This is a genomic window from Labrys sp. WJW, assembly GCF_001676615.1.
Classification (GTDB): Bacteria; Pseudomonadota; Alphaproteobacteria; order Rhizobiales; family Labraceae; genus Labrys; species Labrys sedimenti.
Genome location: NZ_LYXZ01000040.1, coordinates 167851 through 185451, shown reverse-complemented (window position 1 = coordinate 185451; position 17601 = coordinate 167851). Strand labels below are relative to the sequence as shown.

Sequence of the window (17601 nt, the reverse complement as noted above, 5' to 3'; positions counted from 1 at the left end):
ACGGCGCATGGATCAGCGAACGCCTTGTGCATGTTGCTCGAAAATATCGCAACGATAGCCATTGTGCCTAATATTTGCGCAACCCTTGGCAAGCGCGTGGTCCTTACATTGGGCAGAGGTAATTTTTATCGTGATTTTTCATAATCTTAGCATGGCGTTGGGCAGTTGGCACGCGGCTTGAAAGAGGATGCCCGACCGCCAAATTGCAAAACGCCTTAAGGGGATAGAGCAGCATGAAAATAGTGATGGCCATCATCAAGCCGTTCAAGCTCGAGGAGGTGCGCGATGCCCTCACGGGTCTGGGCGTGCACGGTCTGACCGTGACCGAGGTGAAGGGGTATGGCCGCCAGAAAGGGCATACCGAGATCTATCGCGGCGCCGAATATGCCGTGAGCTTCCTGCCCAAGCTGAAGATCGAGGTCGCGGTGCCGAGCGAACTCGTCGCCAAGGTCATCGATGCGATCACGGCGGCCGCTAAGACCGGCCAGATCGGTGACGGCAAGATTTTCGTGATGCCGATCGAAACCGCGGTGCGCATCCGCACCGGCGAGCGCGACGGCGACGCGCTCTAGGTCTGCTGCCGATGCCCTCGACTCCCATGAGACAGGATCTTTTCCCGATGACTTCCCTCCGTTTCCTCAAATCCGCCTTCATGGCCCTCATGGGCGCCGGGCTGCTTGCGGGCCCCGCTCTCGCCCAGACCGCAGCGCCGCCGCCCACCCTGAACTCGGGCGACACGGCCTGGATGCTGGTGTCCTGCGCGCTGGTGCTGATGATGATCGCGCCGGGCCTCGGCCTGTTCTATGGCGGCCTGGTGCGCGCCAAGAACATGCTCTCCATCCTCATGCAGGTGCTGATCGTCGCCTCGGTGGTGATGGTGATCTGGGTCTTCTACGGCTACACCCTCGCCTTCAGCGACGGCGGTCCCCTCTTCGGCGGCTTCTCCAAGGCCTTCCTCGCCGGCATCACCAAGGACACGCTGAGCGGCACCATTCCCGAATATGTGTTCGTCTGCTTCCAGATGACCTTCGCGGCGATCACGCCCGCCCTCATCGTCGGTGCTTTCGCCGAGCGCATGAAGTTCTCGGCCGTGGTGCTGTTCTGCCTGCTCTGGGTCACCTTCATCTATATCCCGGTCGCCCATTCGGTGTGGCAGTCGACGGGATGGCTGTTCAAGCTGGGCGCCTTCGATTTCGCCGGTGGTACCGTCGTGCACATCAATGCGGGCGTTGCCGGCCTGGTGGGCTGCCTGATGATCGGCAAGCGCACCGGCTTCGGCAAGGAGCAGATGCCGCCCCATTCGCTGACCCTGTCCTGGGTCGGCGCCGGCATGCTGTGGGTCGGCTGGTTCGGCTTCAACGCGGGCTCGGCCCTCTCGGCCGGCGCCAGCGCGGGCCTTGCCATGATGACCACCTTCGTCGCCACGGCGGGCGCGATCCTGGGCTGGTCGCTGGTCGAATGGTTCACCCATGGCAAGCCCTCGATGCTGGGTGCGGTCTCGGGTGCGGTCGCCGGCCTGGTGGCGGTGACGCCCGCAGCCGGCTTCGTCGGTCCGGCCGGTGCCATCGCGCTCGGCTTCATCGCCGGTATCGTCTGCTTCTTCTTCGTGACGACCGTGAAGAATGCCTTCGGCTATGACGACAGCCTCGACGTCTTCGGCGTGCATGGCATCGGCGGCATCCTCGGGGCGCTCGGCACCGGCGTGCTGGCATCGCCCTCGCTGGGCGGTGTCGGCTATGCCGACGGCGTGACGATGGGCGCCCAGCTCTGGGTGCAGATCGAGGCGGTCGCCTTCACCATCGTGATGACGGGCGTGGGCTCGGCGATTCTGTTCAAGCTGGTCGATCTCGTCGTCGGCCTGCGTGTCGATCGCCAGACGGAGGCCGAAGGCCTCGATATCGTCGAACATGGTGAACGCGCCTATCACAGCTGAGCCTGGCGGCGCGAGAAAGATCCGATACCCCGGCCATATGGCCGGGGTTTTCTGTTTAGGGGCGGATGGATGCGATATCATCCGTTCTTGTTCGCGCCGGGAGCGATCCTTTTTGGCCGGAATTGACGAAAATCGGGCAGGCTGATTGCAAAAACAGCCTTTACCCGACGTTCAAATCCGCAAATCGGGCCTGATTCAGGTTTCATGAAAATGAAAGAACGTCGCCCTGCTGTCATTTGATGTCGTTTGTAGGTCTCTTGCACAGCGGCTTGCAGGACACGATAGTGGGCAGGTCGAACGCTCGGGCAACGAGCGCAAATTCCATACAGGCGAGCCGCAGGGAACATTGACATGACGGGTAAGAACTTTACGCAGGGATCGGGCCTGATCCTCGACCGCCGCGAATTGATGAAGAGCGCCGCCGCGCTCGGCCTGAGCCTCGGCGGATTGGGTGCGCTCGGCGGCTCGGCCCTGGCGGCCGACACCCCCAAGAAGGGCGGCACCTTGAAACTGGGCATGGAAGGCGGTTCGGCCTCGGACAGTCTCGATCCACGCACCTATGCCGATTCCGTGCCGATCTCCTACGGCTACCAGATCTGCAACGGTTTCGTCGAAATCGGTGATGACGGCCTGCCCAAGGGCGAGTTGTTCGAAAGCTGGGAATACAAGCCCGGTGCCAAGGAATGGATCTTCAATATCCGCAAGGACGTCACCTTCCACAACGGCAAGACGCTCGATGCCGATGACGCGATCTATTCGATCAATTTGCATCGCGGCGACACCAAGTCCGCCGCCAAGGATCTGCTGAGCTCGATCACCGACGTCAAGAAGCTCAGCGCCAACCAGATCCAGATCACTTTGTCCGAGGGCAATCTCGACCTGCCCTACAACCTCTCCGACTATCACGTCCTGTGCGTGCCCAACGGCTTCAGCGACTTCTCCAAGCTGGTCGGCACCGGCGCCTACAAGCTCGAAGTGTTCGAGCCCGGCGTGCGCGTGGTCACCAAGAACACCGGCAATTACTGGAAGCCTGGCCGCGGCAATTTCGATGGCATCGAACTGCAATATATCCAGGATCAGGCGTCGCGCCTGCAGGCCCTGATCTCAGGCCAGGTCGATGCCATCAACCGTCTCGATGCCAAGACCATGGACATCGTGACCTCCTCGCCCGACGTGAGCGTGGTGCAGAGCAAGGGCACCGGCAACCGGTTTGCCTTCGTGGCGCTGTGCGACACCGACCCCTATACCAATGCGGACCTGCGCTGGGCGCTCAAATACGGCATGGACCGCAAGAAGATCGTCGACACCGTCTATCAGGGCTATGCCACTGTCGGCAACGACACCACCATCAGCCCGTCGCACAAATACTATGCCAAGGACGTGCCCCAGACGCCCTATGATCCGGAGAAGGCCGCCTTCCACTACAAGAAGGCCGGCAGCCCCAAGCTGGAGCTCAAGGTTTCGGAAGGTGCCTATAACGGCGCGACCGACGCCGGCCTGCTCTACCAGGAAGCCATGAAGCAGGCAGGCATCGACCTGACGGTCACGCGCGTTTCGGGCGATGGCTACTGGTCGAACATCTGGCTCAAGGAACCTTTCTGCGCCGTCTACTGGGGCGGGCGCCCCAACATCGATCTGCAGCTGTCGCAGACCTTCCTGTCCACCGCCAATTGGAACGACACCCATTGGAAGCGGCCGGAATTCGACAAGCTCCTGATTTCCGCCCGCGTCGAGACCGACGATGCCAAGCGCGCGCAGATCTACTCCGAATGCCAGAAGATGATCCACGACGATGGCGGCATGGTCTGCTACGCGGTCGGTGACTATCTCGACGCCTACTCCAAGAAGATCATGGGGACGGCTCCGCATCCGCGCTACGACATGTGCGACCAGCGTGTCGCCGAAAAGGGCTGGTTCGCCTGAGAGCTCTGGAGCCGGGGGCGTTTGGCGGTCAACGCCGCTTCGCCCCTGCTCCTTGTTTCGACGTGCCCTTGCGAAGTCTGGTGTACCAGCCAGACCGCAGGGCGTGTCGGGGGCGACGCGCGTGAGGCGCCTCGCTCTTTTCCTTTCATACTGCAGAGGGACGGGCGCGTGCGGGGGGAACTGCAGCGTGCCCGGCCTCCGTCGGCAACAGGTCGAAAGGGCACATTGTGGGACGTCTTATCGGTTGGCGCATCGTCCAGGGGGTGGCGACGCTCTTCGCCATCTCCCTCATTCTATTTATTCTAACCCTCAACTTGCAGGGAAATGCGGCGGATGCCGTGCTCGGCCAGGCCGCAACGGCGGAAACCAAGGCCGCCTTCGAACGCAGCATTGGCCTCGATGTGCCGGCCTGGCAGCGCTATCTGAGCTGGCTGTGGAACATCATCACCCATTTTGATTTCGGCCGGTCCTATACCAACCAGAACGTCATCGTGAACGATCTGTGGCCGCGCTTCACCAACACGCTGTTCCTGGCCTGCTACGCCGCCGTGATCGCCGTGCCGCTCGCGGTCATCACAGGCATCACCTGCGCCATCACCGAGGGACGTCTGGCTGACCGGGCCGCCAACGTGCTGGCACTGATCGCCATCTCGCTGCCGGAGTTCTTCATCGGCGGCGTGCTGATCCTGCTCTTCGCCGGCTTTTGGCGCTGGTTCCCGCCTTTGGCGGCCGTCAACCCAGACATGGGCTTCTTTACGCGCCTCTACGTGACTTTCCTGCCGGCGGTGGCGCTGACCTGCCTGGTCACCGCGCATATGATGCGCATGACGCGCAATTCGGTGCTGTCGATCATGTCGACACCCTATGTCGAAATGGGCTTCCTCAAAGGCCTGACGCGGGCCCGCGTCGTCACCAAGCATGCGCTGCCGAACGCGGCCTCGCCGATCATCTCGGTGGTGGCCCTGAACATCGCCTATCTCGTGGTCGGCGTGGTCGTCATCGAGAAGGTGTTCACCTATCCCGGCGTCGGCCAATACATGATCGACGCGGTGACCAAGCGCGACGTGCCGGCGATCCTGGCCTGCGGCATCCTGTTTGCAGCCGTGTTCATCATCCTCAATACGATTGCCGACGTGCTGGCGATCATCCTCAATCCGCGTCTGCGGCATCCCCGGTAGAGAGGGCAGCATGGTCATTTTCGGACACAAGGCGCCGCTCACCGCCGTCATCGGCCTGTTCATCATCGCGCTCAATGTCGTCGTCGCCATAGCCGGCCCTTGGCTCGCGCCCTATTCGGAGACGCAGACCGTCGGCAAGACCTGGGCGACGATTTCGGCAACGAGCTGGCTGGGCACCGACCAGATCGGCCGCGACATGCTCACCCGCCTGATCTATGGCGCCCGCCTCACCATCGGCATCGCCCTGGTCACCACCATCCTGTCCTTCGCCATCGGCATCACGCTCGGCCTGGTGGCGGCCGTGACCGGGCGCTGGATCGATGCCGTGCTCTCGCGTACCGTCGACATCGTGATGTCGGTGCCGCTGCTGATCTGGGCGCTGATCATCCTGTCGATCTTCGGCCAGACCCTGACATCGCTGGTGCTGACCATCGCCTTCCTCGATTCCAGCCGCGTCTATCGGCTCGCCCGCGCACTCGGCATGAACCTCGCCTCGCTCGATTTCGTCGAGGTGGCCAGGCTGCGCGGCGAGGGCATCTGGTGGGTGGTCTGGCGCGAGATCCTGCCCAATGCCGCGGCGCCTCTGATGTCGGAGTTCGGCCTGCGCTTCTGCTTCAACTTCCTGTTCATCGCCGCGCTGAGCTTCATCGGCCTCGGCGTGCCCCTGCCCTATGCGGACTGGGGCGGCATGGTGCGCGACAACATCACCAGCCTCAAGCTCGGGCGGGCAGCGGCCCTTTATCCGGCTGCCGCCATCGCCCTGCTCACCATCGGCATCAATCTGGTGGTCGATTGGTTCTTGTCGATCGATGCCCGCCCGTCCGGCGCGCAGGCGGAAATGTAAGGGGGCTGAGATGGCAAACGACAAGACCTCTTCCGATCTGATCCTCGAACTCGAAAAGCTCAGGGTCGAGACCATCACCGGCCGCGTTCTCGTCGACAATGTCGACGTGACGCTGCGGCGGGGCGAGATTCTCGGCCTCATCGGCGAATCGGGTGCCGGCAAATCGACCATCGGCCTGGCGTCGATGGCCTATGCCCGGGCCGGCATGCGCATCACCGGCGGCTCGATCAAGCTCGACGGTACCGAGCTGCGCGCCTCCACTGCCGCGCAGCGCCGCAATTTCCGCGGCAAGAGCATCGCCTATATCGCCCAGAGCGCCGCCGCCTCCTTCAACCCGGCCATGACGCTGATGGACCAGGTCTGCGAGGCGCCGGTGGTGCATGGGGTGATGACGCGGCCGGAAGCGGAAGCCTATGCCCGCAAGCTCTTCCGCATCCTGCAACTGCCCAATCCCGACACGATCGGCGACCGCTATCCCCACCAGGTCTCCGGCGGCCAGCTCCAGCGCGCCATGGCCGCGATGGCGATGAGCTGCCGGCCCGACGTGATCGTGCTGGACGAGCCGACCACGGCGCTCGACGTCACCACCCAGATTGAGGTGCTGGCGCTCTTGCGCGACCTCATCCGGGAATTCGGCACGGCCGGCCTCTACATCACGCATGACCTTGCCGTGGTGGCCCAGATCGCCCATCGCATCATGGTGCTGCGCCATGGCAAGATGGTCGAGGTCGGGGAGGCCCAGCAGGTGCTGGAGGCACCGCGGACCGACTATGCCCGCGCCTTGGTGAACGAGAGGCGCGACGCCGAGCATCTCCAGCTTACCGCGCCGGCGGAGGGAGCCGAGCCGGTGCTCTCCATGACCAACGTCACCGCCGGCTATGGCCCGGTTGCCATCGTCAAGAACGCCTCCTTCAAGCTCGCGAAAGGCGAAACGCTGGCGGTGGTCGGCGAGTCCGGTTCCGGCAAGAGCACGATCGCGCGCATCATCGTCGGCCTGCTGCCGCGCTGGGAGGGCGATGTCTCGCTGAACGGCAAGACCCTGCCGCCGGCACTGCCCCAGCGCAGCAAGGACATCCTGCGGCGCCTGCAGATGGTGCACCAGATGCCGGATGTCGCGCTCAATCCGCGCCAGACCCTGGGGCAGATCATCGGGCGCCCGGTGAGCTTCTATTTCAACCGCTCGGCCGGCGACGTGCGCAAGCGCGTGCTCGAACTGCTGCGGCAGGTCGGCTTGCCGGAGGAGTTCGCGGATCGACGGCCCGGCCAGCTCTCCGGCGGCCAGAAGCAGCGTGTCTGCATCGCCCGTGCCCTCGCTGCCGAGCCGGAAGTGATCATCTGCGACGAGCCGACCTCCGCACTCGATCCCCTGGTGGCCGAGGACGTGCTCAAGCTCCTCAAGAAGCTGCAGGACGATCTCGGGCTCGCCTATATCTTCATCACCCACGACCTCGGTACGGTGCGCCGCATCGCCCATCGCACGGCGGTGATGTTCAAGGGCGAGATCATCGCCCAGGGCCCGACGGCGGATATCTTCGCCCCGCCGTTCCATCCCTACACGGAGAAGCTGATCAGCTCCGTGCCGGAGATGGATACGCATTGGCTCGACAATATTCTCGCCAGCCGCAAGGTGGCGTGATCCAATGGTTCGCTGAAAGGGCCGGTCTTCGGACCGGCCCTTTCGCTTGTTTTTCTTGAAGTATTTTCCAATGTCCCCAGTCCGCACGATCGAACATTTCTTCATTCCCCTCGCCGATGGCACCCGGCTTGCCGCTCGCCTGTGGCTGCCTGAGGATGCCGAAGCCAGGCCGGTGCCGGCGATCCTCGAATATATCCCCTACCGCAAGCGTGACGGTACGCGCGGGCGGGACGAGCCGATGCATGGCTGGTTCGCGGCCCATGGCTATGCCGCCATCCGCGTCGATATGCGCGGCAGCGGCGAGTCCGACGGCCTGCTCGAGGATGAATATCTCCAGCGCGAGCTCGACGACGCCTGCGAGGTGATCGCCTGGCTCGCGGCCCAACCCTGGTGCACGGGCTCCGTCGGCATGATGGGCAAGAGCTGGGGCGGCTTCAATTGCCTGCAGGTCGCGGCGCTCAACCCGCCGGCCCTCAAGGCGATCATTACCGTCTGCTCGACCGATGACCGTTATGCCGACGACATCCATTTCATGGGTGGCACCCTGCTCAACGACAATCTGTGGTGGGGCTCGATCATGCTGGCCTATCAGGCCCGGCCGGCCGATCCGGCGCTGGTCGGCGAGGCTTGGCGGGCGCAATGGCAGCATCGCCTCGACCATCTGCCCTTCTTCCCGGCGCTCTGGCTCGCGCACCAGAGGCGCGACGCCTATTGGCGGCACGGTTCGATCTGCGAGGATTTCTCAGCGGTACGATGCCCGGTCTTCGCCGTCGGAGGCTGGGGCGATGCCTATACCAATGCCATTCCCCGGCTGCTGGAGGGCCTCACCGTGCCCAGGCTCGGCCTGATCGGGCCCTGGGCCCATATCTACCCGCAGGACGGCGTGCCGGGGCCGGCCATCGGCTTCCTGCAGGAGGCGACGCGCTGGTGGGATCACTGGCTGAAAGGGACGGATCGCGGCATCATGGCCGAGCCGATGATGCGGGCTTTCGTCGAGGAGTGGGCGCCACCCGGTCATCGCGATCCGGTACCCGGGCGCTTTGTCGGCGAGGCGACATGGCCTTCGCCGATGATCGTCGCCAAGACCGTCCATCTGGCGCCGGGTACCCTGGCGGCTGAAGCTGGCCCGGCCAGCGAGATCGCCTTCACCTCGCCGGCCTGGACGGGCGCGGCGGCCGGGGAATGGATGGGAACCGGCGTCAACGGCGAGGAGCCGGCCGACCAGCGCCATGACGATGCCTTCTCCTGCTGCTTCGACGGTGAGGTCCTGGCCGAACGGCTTGAGCTGCTCGGGGCCCCGGAGATCGAGGTCGAGATTGCCGCCGACAAGCCCCTGGCCCAGCTCTGCGCCCGGCTTTGCGACGTCGCGCCGGACGGCTCCTCGCGCCGTATCGCCTATGCGGTATTCAACCTGACCCACCGCGACAGCCATGCCGAGCCCGAGGCGTTGGTGCCCGGCCGCTTCTATCCCATCCGCCTCAAGCTCAGCGATTGCGGCTATGCACTCGCGCCGGGCCATCGCCTCAGGCTGGCCTTGTCGACGGCCTACTGGCCGCTGATCTGGCCGGCGCCCGAACCGGTGACGCTGACCCTGCGCTGCCCGGGCCGGTTGAGCCTGCCGCTGCGCCAGGCCGGCGCCGACGAGCCCGTCATCGCCTTCGAGCCAGCGCTGAGCGCTGCCCGCACCCCGACGACCAAGGTTGCCGAGGGACGCATGGCGCGCACCACCTCGCTCGACCTGCTGACCGATACGGCTACCTATGTCACGGAGGGGGAGGGTGGCCTGTTCGGCGAGGGCGTGCTGCGCTTCGACGAGATCGACACCACGCTCTCCCACAGCCTTCGGCGCGAATTGACCGTCAGGGGCGATGATCCTCTCAGCGCGCGCTACCGCCTCAGCGAGAGCTATGAGATGGGGCGCGAGGGCTGGCAGATCCGCATCGAGGTGAAGACCGCGATGCAGGCGACCGCCACCGATTTCATCCTGGAGGGCGAACTCAGGGCCTCAGCCAATGGCGAGCTGGCCGCCGAGCGCCGCTGGTACGAGAAAATCCCCCGCGATCTCTTGTGACCGCAATTGCGCCTTAGGCGCGCCATAACCGGCCGTTCCACTGAGAGCTCCCTCCGGATGGAACGGCACCATGGCCTATGTGGTCACCGAAAACTGCATCAGATGCAAGTATATGGACTGCGTGGCCGAGTGCCCGGTCGATTGCTTCCGGGAAGGCGAGACCATGCTCGTCATCGATCCCCTATTATGCATCGATTGCGGCATCTGCGAACCGGCCTGTCCGGCGGATGCCATCCGCTCCGATGCGGAGCGGGGATTGGAGGCCTGGGTTGAATTGAACGCGCGCTATGCCCATCTCTGGCCGGAGATCACGGCGCGGCGCGAGCCGCCATTGGATGCCAAACAATGGGACGGCAAGCCTGGCAAGCTGACCTTGCTCTCGCCTCGGCCGGGCGCGGGAGACGCAGGACAGGCCGGGTAGAGGACAGGTCCAGCGCCTTGTTTGTGATGAACTGAGTCAAAGCTGGCACCGCGGCGAATGGCTGCTCTGTGCAAGCGCGCCTTGAACCGTCGGCACAGTTCGGCTAGGCAGTTTTAGCAAGATTATAAACTTTCGGGATTTTCTGGCATGACCTACGTGGTCACTGAGAACTGCATCAAGTGCAAATACATGGACTGCGTGGAAGTCTGCCCGGTGGACTGTTTCTACGAGGGTGAGAATTTTCTCGTCATCCATCCCGACGAATGCATCGATTGCGGTGTCTGTGAGCCCGAATGTCCGGCGGATGCCATCAAGGCCGATACCGAAAAGGGTCTGGAGGCCTGGCTCGAGCTGAACGCCAAGTTCGCGCAGAGCTGGCCGAACATCACGGTCAAGCGTGACGGTTTCGCCGATGCCAAGGAGTGGGACGGCAAGCCGGACAAGCTGCCGCTGCTCTCGCCGGAACCGGGCCAGGGCGACGCCTGATCGCAAATTCCAGCCGAACCCGAAGGGGTCGGTTTTCTCTGTGCGGGCGGCATGGCTGCCCGCTTTTGGGGCTTCGGCAGCGTGCATCTGTCGAGGTACCCCCGGGGCATGCCCGGCGCTTTTTGCATAGCGGCTATTCACAAAAACCGCGCGGTATCAACCTTAACGAGCGCTTTACGCGCCGTTTTGGCGTGTAAAAGCGTTGATTTTTGCCGATTTTTGGTATATACAGGGGCATGGTCAAGAGAGAGACCGAGTTACCCCGCCGCTGCTCCGCACAGGGGCAATTTTTTTGTGCTCAGCTTCAAGGGATCTCAGTCGGTCGGTGCGGGTAGCGCCGATAGATACATGGAATTTTTGACCGTCCTTCATTTCGACGTTCCTCGCGGCGGCTCTTGAAGCTTTGGCCTGGTTTCACTGTCGAATGGTGTTTGCGGCAACAGGCGTGAGCCTGCCCGTGGTTTGGTGCGGCTGCCGATTCGGCATCCGCCAATGATAGGAGCGTTGAAGCGTCATGACGACAGCGAAGAAGACGTCCACGAAGCAGGGTTTCAAGACGGGCGAGAGCATTGTGTACCCCTCGCATGGCGTCGGCAAAATCGTGTCGATCGACGAGCAGGAAGTAGCCGGTTTCAAGCTTGAGCTGTTCGTGATTTCCTTCTCCAAGGACAAGATGACGCTGCGCGTGCCCACCACCAAGATCGCTTCCGTCGGCATGCGCAAGCTGTCCGAGCCGGCCGTGGTCGCCAAGGCGCTCGAGACGCTCAAGGGCCGTGCCCGCATCAAGCGCACCATGTGGTCGCGCCGTGCGCAGGAATACGAAGCCAAGATCAATTCGGGCGACCTGATCGCCATTGCCGAGGTCGTGCGCGATCTCTATCGCTCCGATGCTCAGCCCGAGCAGTCCTATTCCGAGCGTCAGCTTTATGAAGCGGCTCTCGATCGCATGGCGCGCGAACTCGCCGCCGTCGACGACCTCATCGATTCCGAGGCCGTGAAGGTGATCGAAGCCAATCTCGCCAAGGGTCCCAAGCGCGGTGGTGCCAAGGAAGCCGAGGCCGAGTTCGACGAGGCTGCCGAGGAAGAAGAGGAAGCCGCCGCCTGAGGCCTTCCGCTTCCGACGACATGAAACCCCGCCTCGGCGGGGTTTTTCTTTGCGCGCAACGCCGCCGAGTGACGGCGTCTCCTGGACAATTTCATGTCTGCCGCAAATTTCCCGGCCATTTGCCTGCCAAGGCGCGGGGAACGCCCCCGAGGTCCCTGCGCGCCGGACCGAGCATCTCGAAGCCTGCACGATGCATCAGCCCAGCCACAGCCTCCTCCTGGCCGATGCCGAGCTCGAAGACCAGCAGCCCGCCAGGGCGCAACAGGCGAGGGGCGTCGGCGGCAATGAGACGATAGGCGTCGAGGCCGTCGACGCCGCCGTCGAGCGCAAGCAGGGGATCGTGCTCGCGTACCTCCGGTTCCAGCCCGGCAATGTCGGCGGAAGGGATATAGGGCGGGTTGGAGACGATGAGGTCGACTTCATCCTCCAGGCCTTCCATCCAGTTTCCCAGCCGGAAATCGGCTCGCTCGGCAACGCCGTTGTCGGTGGCATTCAGGCCTGCGACCGCCAGGGCATCAGCCGCTTGGTCGATCCCGATCCCGCTCGCACGCGGTCTTTCATGCAGCAGGGCGATCAGGATGGCACCCGTGCCGGTGCCGAGATCGAGGAGGCGATAGGCCGCCTCACGGTCGGGCAGCAGGGACAGGCAGGTCTCGACGATGGTCTCGGTATCCGGCCTTGGCGACAGCGTGGCTGGGCCCAGGCGAAATTCCAGGCTCCAGAATTCACGGTGCCCGAGGATACGGTCCACCGGTTCCCCCTGCAGGCGCCTGGCCTGGAAGGAGCGGGCCTTCTCGGCAGCCTCGACCGTCACAGGGCTGTCGGGGGAAAGCGTGATGGCGGTCGACGGCAGGCCGGTCGCTTCAGCTACCAGCCAGCGGGCATCGAGTTCGGGTGTGGGCAGTGCGGCAGTGCGGAAGGCGGCGAGGAGTTCCCGATAAAGGTGGCCGAGCGTGCTCACGCCCTTGCCTCGCTGGCGGCGAGCAGCCTGGCCTGGTTCTCGGTCACCAACGCGTCGATCACCTCGTTGAGGGCATCGCCGGCGACGATCTGGTCGAGCTTGTAGAGGGTGAGGCCGATGCGGTGATCGGTCAGGCGGCCTTGCGGGAAATTATAGGTGCGGATGCGTTCGGACCGGTCGCCTGAGCCGACCTGGTCGCGCCGGTCGGCCGCACGGGCACTGTCGACCCGCTCGCGCTCGGCCTCGTAGAGGCGCGCGCGCAGCATCGCCATGGCCTGCGCCCGGTTCTTGTGCTGGGAGCGTTCGGCCTGAACCGCCACGGCGATGCCGGTGGGCAGATGGGTGATGCGCACGGCGCTGTCGGTGGTGTTGACGTGCTGGCCGCCGGCGCCGGAAGCCCTGAAGACATCGACCTTGAGGTCCTTCTCCTCGATGGCGATGTCGACCTCCTCGGCCTCGGGCAGTACCGCGACCGTGGCGGCCGAGGTGTGGATGCGCCCGCCGGCTTCCGTCACCGGCACGCGCTGCACCCGGTGCACGCCGGATTCGAATTTCAGCTTGGCGAACACGCCCTTGCCCCTGATGGCCAGGGCGACGTCCTTGTAGCCGCCCATGGTGCCTTCGGATTCGGACAGGATCTCGGTCTTCCAGCCCTGCAGATCGGCATAGCGCATATACATGCGCAGGAGATCGCCAGCAAAGAGCGAGGCTTCGTCGCCGCCCGTGCCGGCGCGCACTTCCAGGATGGCCGATTTTTCGTCGGCGGCATCCTTCGGCAGCAGTGAAAGCTTGATCGCCGTCTCCAGCTCGCCGAGGCGCTCGAGCAAGGTCTTGCGCTCCTCCTCCGCCATCTCGGCCATCTCGCCGGCCATGGCCGGTTCGGCGATGATGGCCTCGACGCCTTTCAACTCGTCCTGCGCGCCCTGCCATTCACGGATGAGCGCGGCGACGGGATCGAGCTCGGCAAGTTCGCGCGCCAGGGTCACATAGGTATCGGCGTCGGGGCCGGAAGCGAGCTCGGCTTCGACGAAATCGCGGCGGCGAAGCAGGGCATCAAGGCGGTCGAGGGGGAGCATAGGGTGGTCCTGGGAGTGTCGGAGCGCGGACATCCTGTCCGCATCTTGGAAACGGGGCGCATGGGGAGAAAAGCGGACGGGGGCCATCCGCACTCCCAAAGCAGCCTGGCTATAATGGAATGCCGCGTTCGGCGGCGAATTCCCTGAGAGCAAGGCGCAGCGGCCTGTCCGCTTCGGGCTTGAGATGATGATCGACGAGCTCGGTGATCTCGGCCGCTTCGATCTCGAGCAGCATGGCCTTGACCGGGCCGATCGCCGACGGCGTCATCGATAATTGTCGGAAGCCGAGGCCGATCAGGGCAAGCGCCTCCAGCGGCTTGGAGGCGAGCTCGCCGCACAATGTCACCGGCACGCCGGCCGCGTTGGACTTGTCGGCGATCATCTTCAGGGCGCGCATCACCGATGGGGAGAGCGTATCGAAACGGCCCGCCACGCGCGCATTGCCGCGGTCGACCGCATAGAGGAACTGGAAGAGATCGTTCGAGCCGACGGACAGGAAGTCGGTGCGCTGCAGGATCTCGTCGAGCTGGAACAGCAGGCTCGGAACCTCGACCATGGCGCCGAGCTTGACCAGATCGGGCAGGGGCTTGCCGTGGCGGCGCAAGAAGGTGATCTCGCGCTCCACCACCCCACGCGCCTGGTCGAACTCCTCGGAGGCCGAGATCATCGGGAACATCACCCTGAGCTCGCGCCCGGCGGCGGCCTGCAGCAGGGCGCGGAGCTGCGAGCGCATCAGGCCGGGGCGGTCGAGGCCGAGGCGAATGGCCCGCCAGCCAAGCGCCGGGTTCTCCTCCTCGATCTGGTGCATATAGGGCAGCACCTTGTCGCCGCCGATATCGAGGGTGCGGAAAGTCACCGGCCGGTCGCCGGCCGCCTCCAGCACGGCCTTGTAGAGCGCATATTGCTCGCCGGTGCGCGGGAACTGCGAGGCGATCATGAACTGCAGCTCGGTGCGGAACAGCCCGATGCCGTCGGCGCCGCTTTCCTTGATGTGCGGCAGGTCGACCAGGAGGCCGGCATTGATATAGAGCTTGATATCGCAGCCGTCGCGGGTGCGGCTCGGCTTGTGGCGAAGGGCGAGATATTGCTCCTGGCGCTTGGCCCGGAAGCGCACCTTCTCGGCATAGGCATGCTCGACATCCGGGGCCGGGCGCACCTGGACTTCGCCGACCGAGCCGTCGACGATGATGGCGTCGCCCTGCTCGACCAGGCTGGTGATGCCCTCGACCTCGCCCACGGTGGGAATGCCGAGTGCCCGCGCCACGATGGCGACGTGGCTGGTCGGCCCCCCTTCTTCGAGGATGAGGCCGCGCAGATTGTCGCGCGAATAATCGAGCAGGGCCGCCGGCCCCATCGAACGCGCCACCAGCACCGCATCCTTGGGCATGGACTCGGAGGGGACGTGATGTCCGTCGCCGGTGAGCTGGCGCAGCAGGCGGTTGGCGAGATCGTCGAGATCGTAGAGGCGCTCGCGCAGGATCGGATCGGCGACGCGCTGCATGCGCGCACGCGTATCGGACTGCACGCGCTGCACCGCCGCCTCGGCAGTGACGCCGGTGGCGATGACCTCGCGCATCTTGGTGATCCAGCCACGGTCCTGCGCGAACATGCGATAGGCTTCGAGCACGTCGAGCGTCTCGGTGGCGCGGGCGAGGTCGCCGCGGTCGAGCATGGCGTCGATGGCATCGCGCAGGCCGACGATGGCATTGTCGAGGCGATCGGTCTCGCGGCCGACATCGTCCGCGATCAGGGTCTTCACCACCACGCGCGGCTCGTGCAGCACGACATGGCCGAGGCCGACGCCTTCGGAGAGCGGCGCGCCGGTCAGCTGCAGGGCGCGGCGGCTGGCGAGGTCGGCGCCCGGGCGGGCCAGGGCCTGGAGCTCGCCGGAGGCGATCATCTCGGCCAGCACCATGGCGACGGTAGCGAGCGCCTCGATCTCTTCTTCCGAATAGGCGCGCTGGGCCTTGTTCTGCACCACCAGGACGCCGAGCGTCTCGCCGGCGCGCAGGATCGGCACGCCGAGGAAGGCGTTGTAGATCTCTTCGCCCGTCTCCGGCTTGTAGGCGAACAAGGGATGGTGCTGCGCGTCCGAGGTGGTGACCGGCTCGGCCTCCTTGGCGACGAGGCCGACCAGGCCTTCGCCCTTGCGCATGGTGGTCAAATGCACCGCGTTCGGATTGAGGCCTTCGGTGGCATAAAGTTCCAGCGTGCCGTCGGTGCGCAGGACATAGACCGAGCAGACCTCCGCGACCATGTTCGCGGCGATCAAGACCACGGTCTTGTCCAGCCTCTCCTGCGCCGAAACAGGCTCCGCCATGACTTCGCGGAGCCGCTTGAGGAGCAGGCGCGGGCCGCCGATCGCGCCACGCATCCGATGCCTCCATGTCCTCGACAGGTCTGGCGACCCGGCGAACCCGGGGCCGTCCGCTGCCTCAGAGCGCCGGCCGGTTCTGGCGAAGCGGCCGGTCACAAAATGAATAAGGGGCGTCCCTCGCGCGAGAATCCAAACGAAGCACGCACTAACTTTTTGTTCTGTCGCAAGATTTCACGGAAATTGAAAGAAGTATTTCCGTTTCTTCCGGGCACTGCGTCATCGAGGCGCTGTGCCGTCGTCACGAGGACAAGGCGCGGTTGCTCAGGCCTTGTCGAGCCCGTAGAGCGTGTGGAGCGTGCGGACCGCCAGTTCGGTATAGGCCGCATCGATCAGCACCGAAATCTTGATCTCGGAGGTGGTGATGGCGCGGATGTTGATGCCGCGGCCGGCCAGGGCCTGGAAGCAGGTTGCCGCCACGCCGGCATGGCTGCGCATGCCGATGCCGATCACCGAAATCTTCGAGACGTCCATGTTGGTCTCGACATTGTCGCACACCACGTCCTTGCGGGCCTTGTCGATCACGTCCTTGGCGCGCTGGAACTCGGCCTGCGGCACGGTGAAGGTGATGTCGGTGGAAGCGCCGTCGGCCGAAATGTTCTGGACGATCATGTCCACATTGATGTTGGCGTCGGCCAGGGGCACGAAGATGGCGGCGGCGACACCCGGGCGGTCAGCCACGTCGCGCAGGGTGATCTGCGCTTCATCCTTCGAATAGGCGATGCCGGTCACAACCTGCTGTTCCATGATGTCTTCCTCGTCGCAGATCAGGGTTCCGGGATTGGGGTTTTCGGGATCGTCGAAGGACGATCTTACATAGGTTTTCACCTTGTGGACCATGGCGAGCTCCACCGAGCGCACCTGCAGCACCTTGGCGCCGAGGGAGGCCATTTCCAGCATTTCCTCGAAGGCGATGCGGTCCATGCGCTGCGCCTTCGGTACGATGCGCGGATCGGTGGTGTAGACGCCGTCGACATCGGTGTAGATGTCGCAACGTTCCGCTCCGATCGCGCCGGCGATGGCGACAGCCGAGGTGTCGGAACCGCCGCGTCCCAGCGTGGTGATGCGCCCGCTCAGGGGCTCGATGCCCTGGAAGCCGGAAATCACCGCAACTTCCCCGGCAGCAAAGCCGTCGTCGAGATTCTTGGAGGGGATCGCCGAGATGCGCGCGGAGCCGTGGGCGGCCGAGGTCTCGATCGGCACCTGCCAGCCCTGCCAGGAACGGGCCTTGATGCCGATGCTGGTGAGCGTCAGCGCGAGCAGGCCCGAGGTCACCTGTTCGCCGGAAGCGACGATGGTGTCGTATTCGCGCTGGTCATACAGCGGCGAGGCCTCGTTGCACCAGCCGACCAGCTCATTGGTCTTGCCGGACATGGCGGAGACCACCACCGCCACGTCATAGCCGGCGGCAACCTCGCGTTTGACATGCTGCGCCACATTCTTGATGCGCTCGACAGTGGCGACAGAGGTGCCGCCAAACTTCATGACAAGACGGGGACGCGGGCTGCCGGACATACGGCCACTAGGCTCCGATGAATTCTCGAACGTTGGTAAGACGCTCTCGATGAGGGGACGCCGCACAAAAGCGGGCCA

At 64.5% G+C, this 17601-nt stretch carries 14 protein-coding genes; 10 read left to right on the top strand and 4 right to left on the bottom strand.

Annotated elements, in window-relative coordinates:
* Positions 1 to 233 precede the first annotated feature (233 nt).
* The 10 genes from BA190_RS24265 to BA190_RS24220 all read left to right on the top strand — a co-directional run bounded on the left by BA190_RS24265 (position 234) and on the right by BA190_RS24220 (position 11597).
* Entirely contained in the window at positions 234 to 572 is a 339-nt protein-coding gene (locus tag BA190_RS24265; protein ID WP_068293571.1) for a P-II family nitrogen regulator, read from the top strand.
* 47 nt (positions 573 to 619) lie between these two features.
* Positions 620 to 1933: an ammonium transporter gene (locus BA190_RS24260; protein WP_068293568.1), complete on the top strand. Its 1314-nt coding sequence runs from the start codon at positions 620 to 622 to the stop codon at positions 1931 to 1933.
* 351 nt (positions 1934 to 2284) lie between these two features.
* On the top strand, positions 2285 to 3856 hold the full coding sequence (locus tag BA190_RS24255) for an ABC transporter substrate-binding protein (protein ID WP_068293565.1): 1572 nt from the start codon (positions 2285 to 2287) through the stop codon (positions 3854 to 3856).
* A gap of 227 nt (positions 3857 to 4083) precedes the next feature.
* Positions 4084 to 5034 (top strand): ABC transporter permease, encoded by a 951-nt coding sequence (locus tag BA190_RS24250; RefSeq protein ID WP_068293562.1) that lies wholly within the window; start codon positions 4084 to 4086, stop codon positions 5032 to 5034.
* Positions 5035 to 5044: 10 nt separating this feature from the next.
* On the top strand, positions 5045 to 5878 hold the full coding sequence (locus BA190_RS24245; RefSeq protein ID WP_068293556.1) for an ABC transporter permease: 834 nt from the start codon (positions 5045 to 5047) through the stop codon (positions 5876 to 5878).
* A gap of 10 nt (positions 5879 to 5888) precedes the next feature.
* Positions 5889 to 7514, top strand: coding sequence for an ABC transporter ATP-binding protein (locus BA190_RS24240; protein WP_068293553.1), 1626 nt, complete (start codon positions 5889 to 5891; stop codon positions 7512 to 7514).
* A gap of 70 nt (positions 7515 to 7584) precedes the next feature.
* Complete coding sequence (locus BA190_RS24235; RefSeq protein WP_068293550.1) at positions 7585 to 9585, top strand: CocE/NonD family hydrolase; 2001 nt, start codon at positions 7585 to 7587, stop codon at positions 9583 to 9585.
* Between the two features lie 70 nt (positions 9586 to 9655).
* Complete coding sequence (gene fdxA / locus BA190_RS24230; RefSeq protein ID WP_068293547.1) at positions 9656 to 10006, top strand: ferredoxin FdxA; 351 nt, start codon at positions 9656 to 9658, stop codon at positions 10004 to 10006.
* A gap of 147 nt (positions 10007 to 10153) precedes the next feature.
* Positions 10154 to 10492, top strand: a complete 339-nt coding sequence (gene fdxA, locus BA190_RS24225) for a ferredoxin FdxA (protein ID WP_068293544.1) — start codon at positions 10154 to 10156, stop codon at positions 10490 to 10492.
* Positions 10493 to 11006: 514 nt separating this feature from the next.
* Positions 11007 to 11597, top strand: coding sequence for a CarD family transcriptional regulator (locus tag BA190_RS24220; protein WP_068293541.1), 591 nt, complete (start codon positions 11007 to 11009; stop codon positions 11595 to 11597).
* Positions 11598 to 11688: 91 nt separating this feature from the next.
* Here BA190_RS24220 and prmC read toward each other — a convergent pair whose 3' ends face one another.
* The 4 genes from prmC to BA190_RS24200 all read right to left on the bottom strand — a co-directional run bounded on the left by prmC (position 11689) and on the right by BA190_RS24200 (position 17523).
* Complete coding sequence (prmC, locus tag BA190_RS24215) at positions 11689 to 12558, bottom strand: peptide chain release factor N(5)-glutamine methyltransferase (protein ID WP_068293538.1); 870 nt, start codon at positions 12556 to 12558, stop codon at positions 11689 to 11691.
* Entirely contained in the window at positions 12555 to 13634 is a 1080-nt protein-coding gene (gene prfA, locus BA190_RS24210; RefSeq protein ID WP_068293535.1) for a peptide chain release factor 1, read from the bottom strand. Before prfA ends, prmC begins: the two co-directional genes overlap by 4 nt.
* Before the next feature lie 109 nt (positions 13635 to 13743).
* Entirely contained in the window at positions 13744 to 16008 is a 2265-nt protein-coding gene (gene ptsP / locus BA190_RS24205) for a phosphoenolpyruvate--protein phosphotransferase (RefSeq protein WP_068293532.1), read from the bottom strand.
* A gap of 264 nt (positions 16009 to 16272) precedes the next feature.
* A complete protein-coding gene (locus BA190_RS24200) occupies positions 16273 to 17523 on the bottom strand; it encodes an aspartate kinase (RefSeq protein WP_245314937.1) in 1251 nt (416 codons plus the stop codon).
* Between the last annotated feature and the right edge of the window lie 78 nt (positions 17524 to 17601).

Excerpts from the sequence above, each read along its gene's own strand:
- ptsP (WP_068293532.1), bottom strand. The coding sequence starts at position 16,008 with ATGCGTGGCGCGATCGGCGGCCCGCGCCTGCTCCTCAAGCGGCTCCGC.
- fdxA (WP_068293547.1), top strand. The coding sequence starts at position 9,656 with ATGGCCTATGTGGTCACCGAAAACTGCATCAGATGCAAGTATATGGAC.
- BA190_RS24200 (WP_245314937.1), bottom strand. The coding sequence starts at position 17,523 with ATGTCCGGCAGCCCGCGTCCCCGTCTTGTCATGAAGTTTGGCGGCACC.
- prfA (WP_068293535.1), bottom strand. The coding sequence starts at position 13,634 with ATGCTCCCCCTCGACCGCCTTGATGCCCTGCTTCGCCGCCGCGATTTC.
- BA190_RS24245 (WP_068293556.1), top strand. The coding sequence starts at position 5,045 with ATGGTCATTTTCGGACACAAGGCGCCGCTCACCGCCGTCATCGGCCTG.
- BA190_RS24235 (WP_068293550.1), top strand. The coding sequence starts at position 7,585 with ATGTCCCCAGTCCGCACGATCGAACATTTCTTCATTCCCCTCGCCGAT.
- fdxA (WP_068293544.1), top strand. The coding sequence starts at position 10,154 with ATGACCTACGTGGTCACTGAGAACTGCATCAAGTGCAAATACATGGAC.
- BA190_RS24240 (WP_068293553.1), top strand. The coding sequence starts at position 5,889 with ATGGCAAACGACAAGACCTCTTCCGATCTGATCCTCGAACTCGAAAAG.
- BA190_RS24255 (WP_068293565.1), top strand. The coding sequence starts at position 2,285 with ATGACGGGTAAGAACTTTACGCAGGGATCGGGCCTGATCCTCGACCGC.
- BA190_RS24260 (WP_068293568.1), top strand. The coding sequence starts at position 620 with ATGACTTCCCTCCGTTTCCTCAAATCCGCCTTCATGGCCCTCATGGGC.
- BA190_RS24265 (WP_068293571.1), top strand. The coding sequence starts at position 234 with ATGAAAATAGTGATGGCCATCATCAAGCCGTTCAAGCTCGAGGAGGTG.
- BA190_RS24220 (WP_068293541.1), top strand. The coding sequence starts at position 11,007 with ATGACGACAGCGAAGAAGACGTCCACGAAGCAGGGTTTCAAGACGGGC.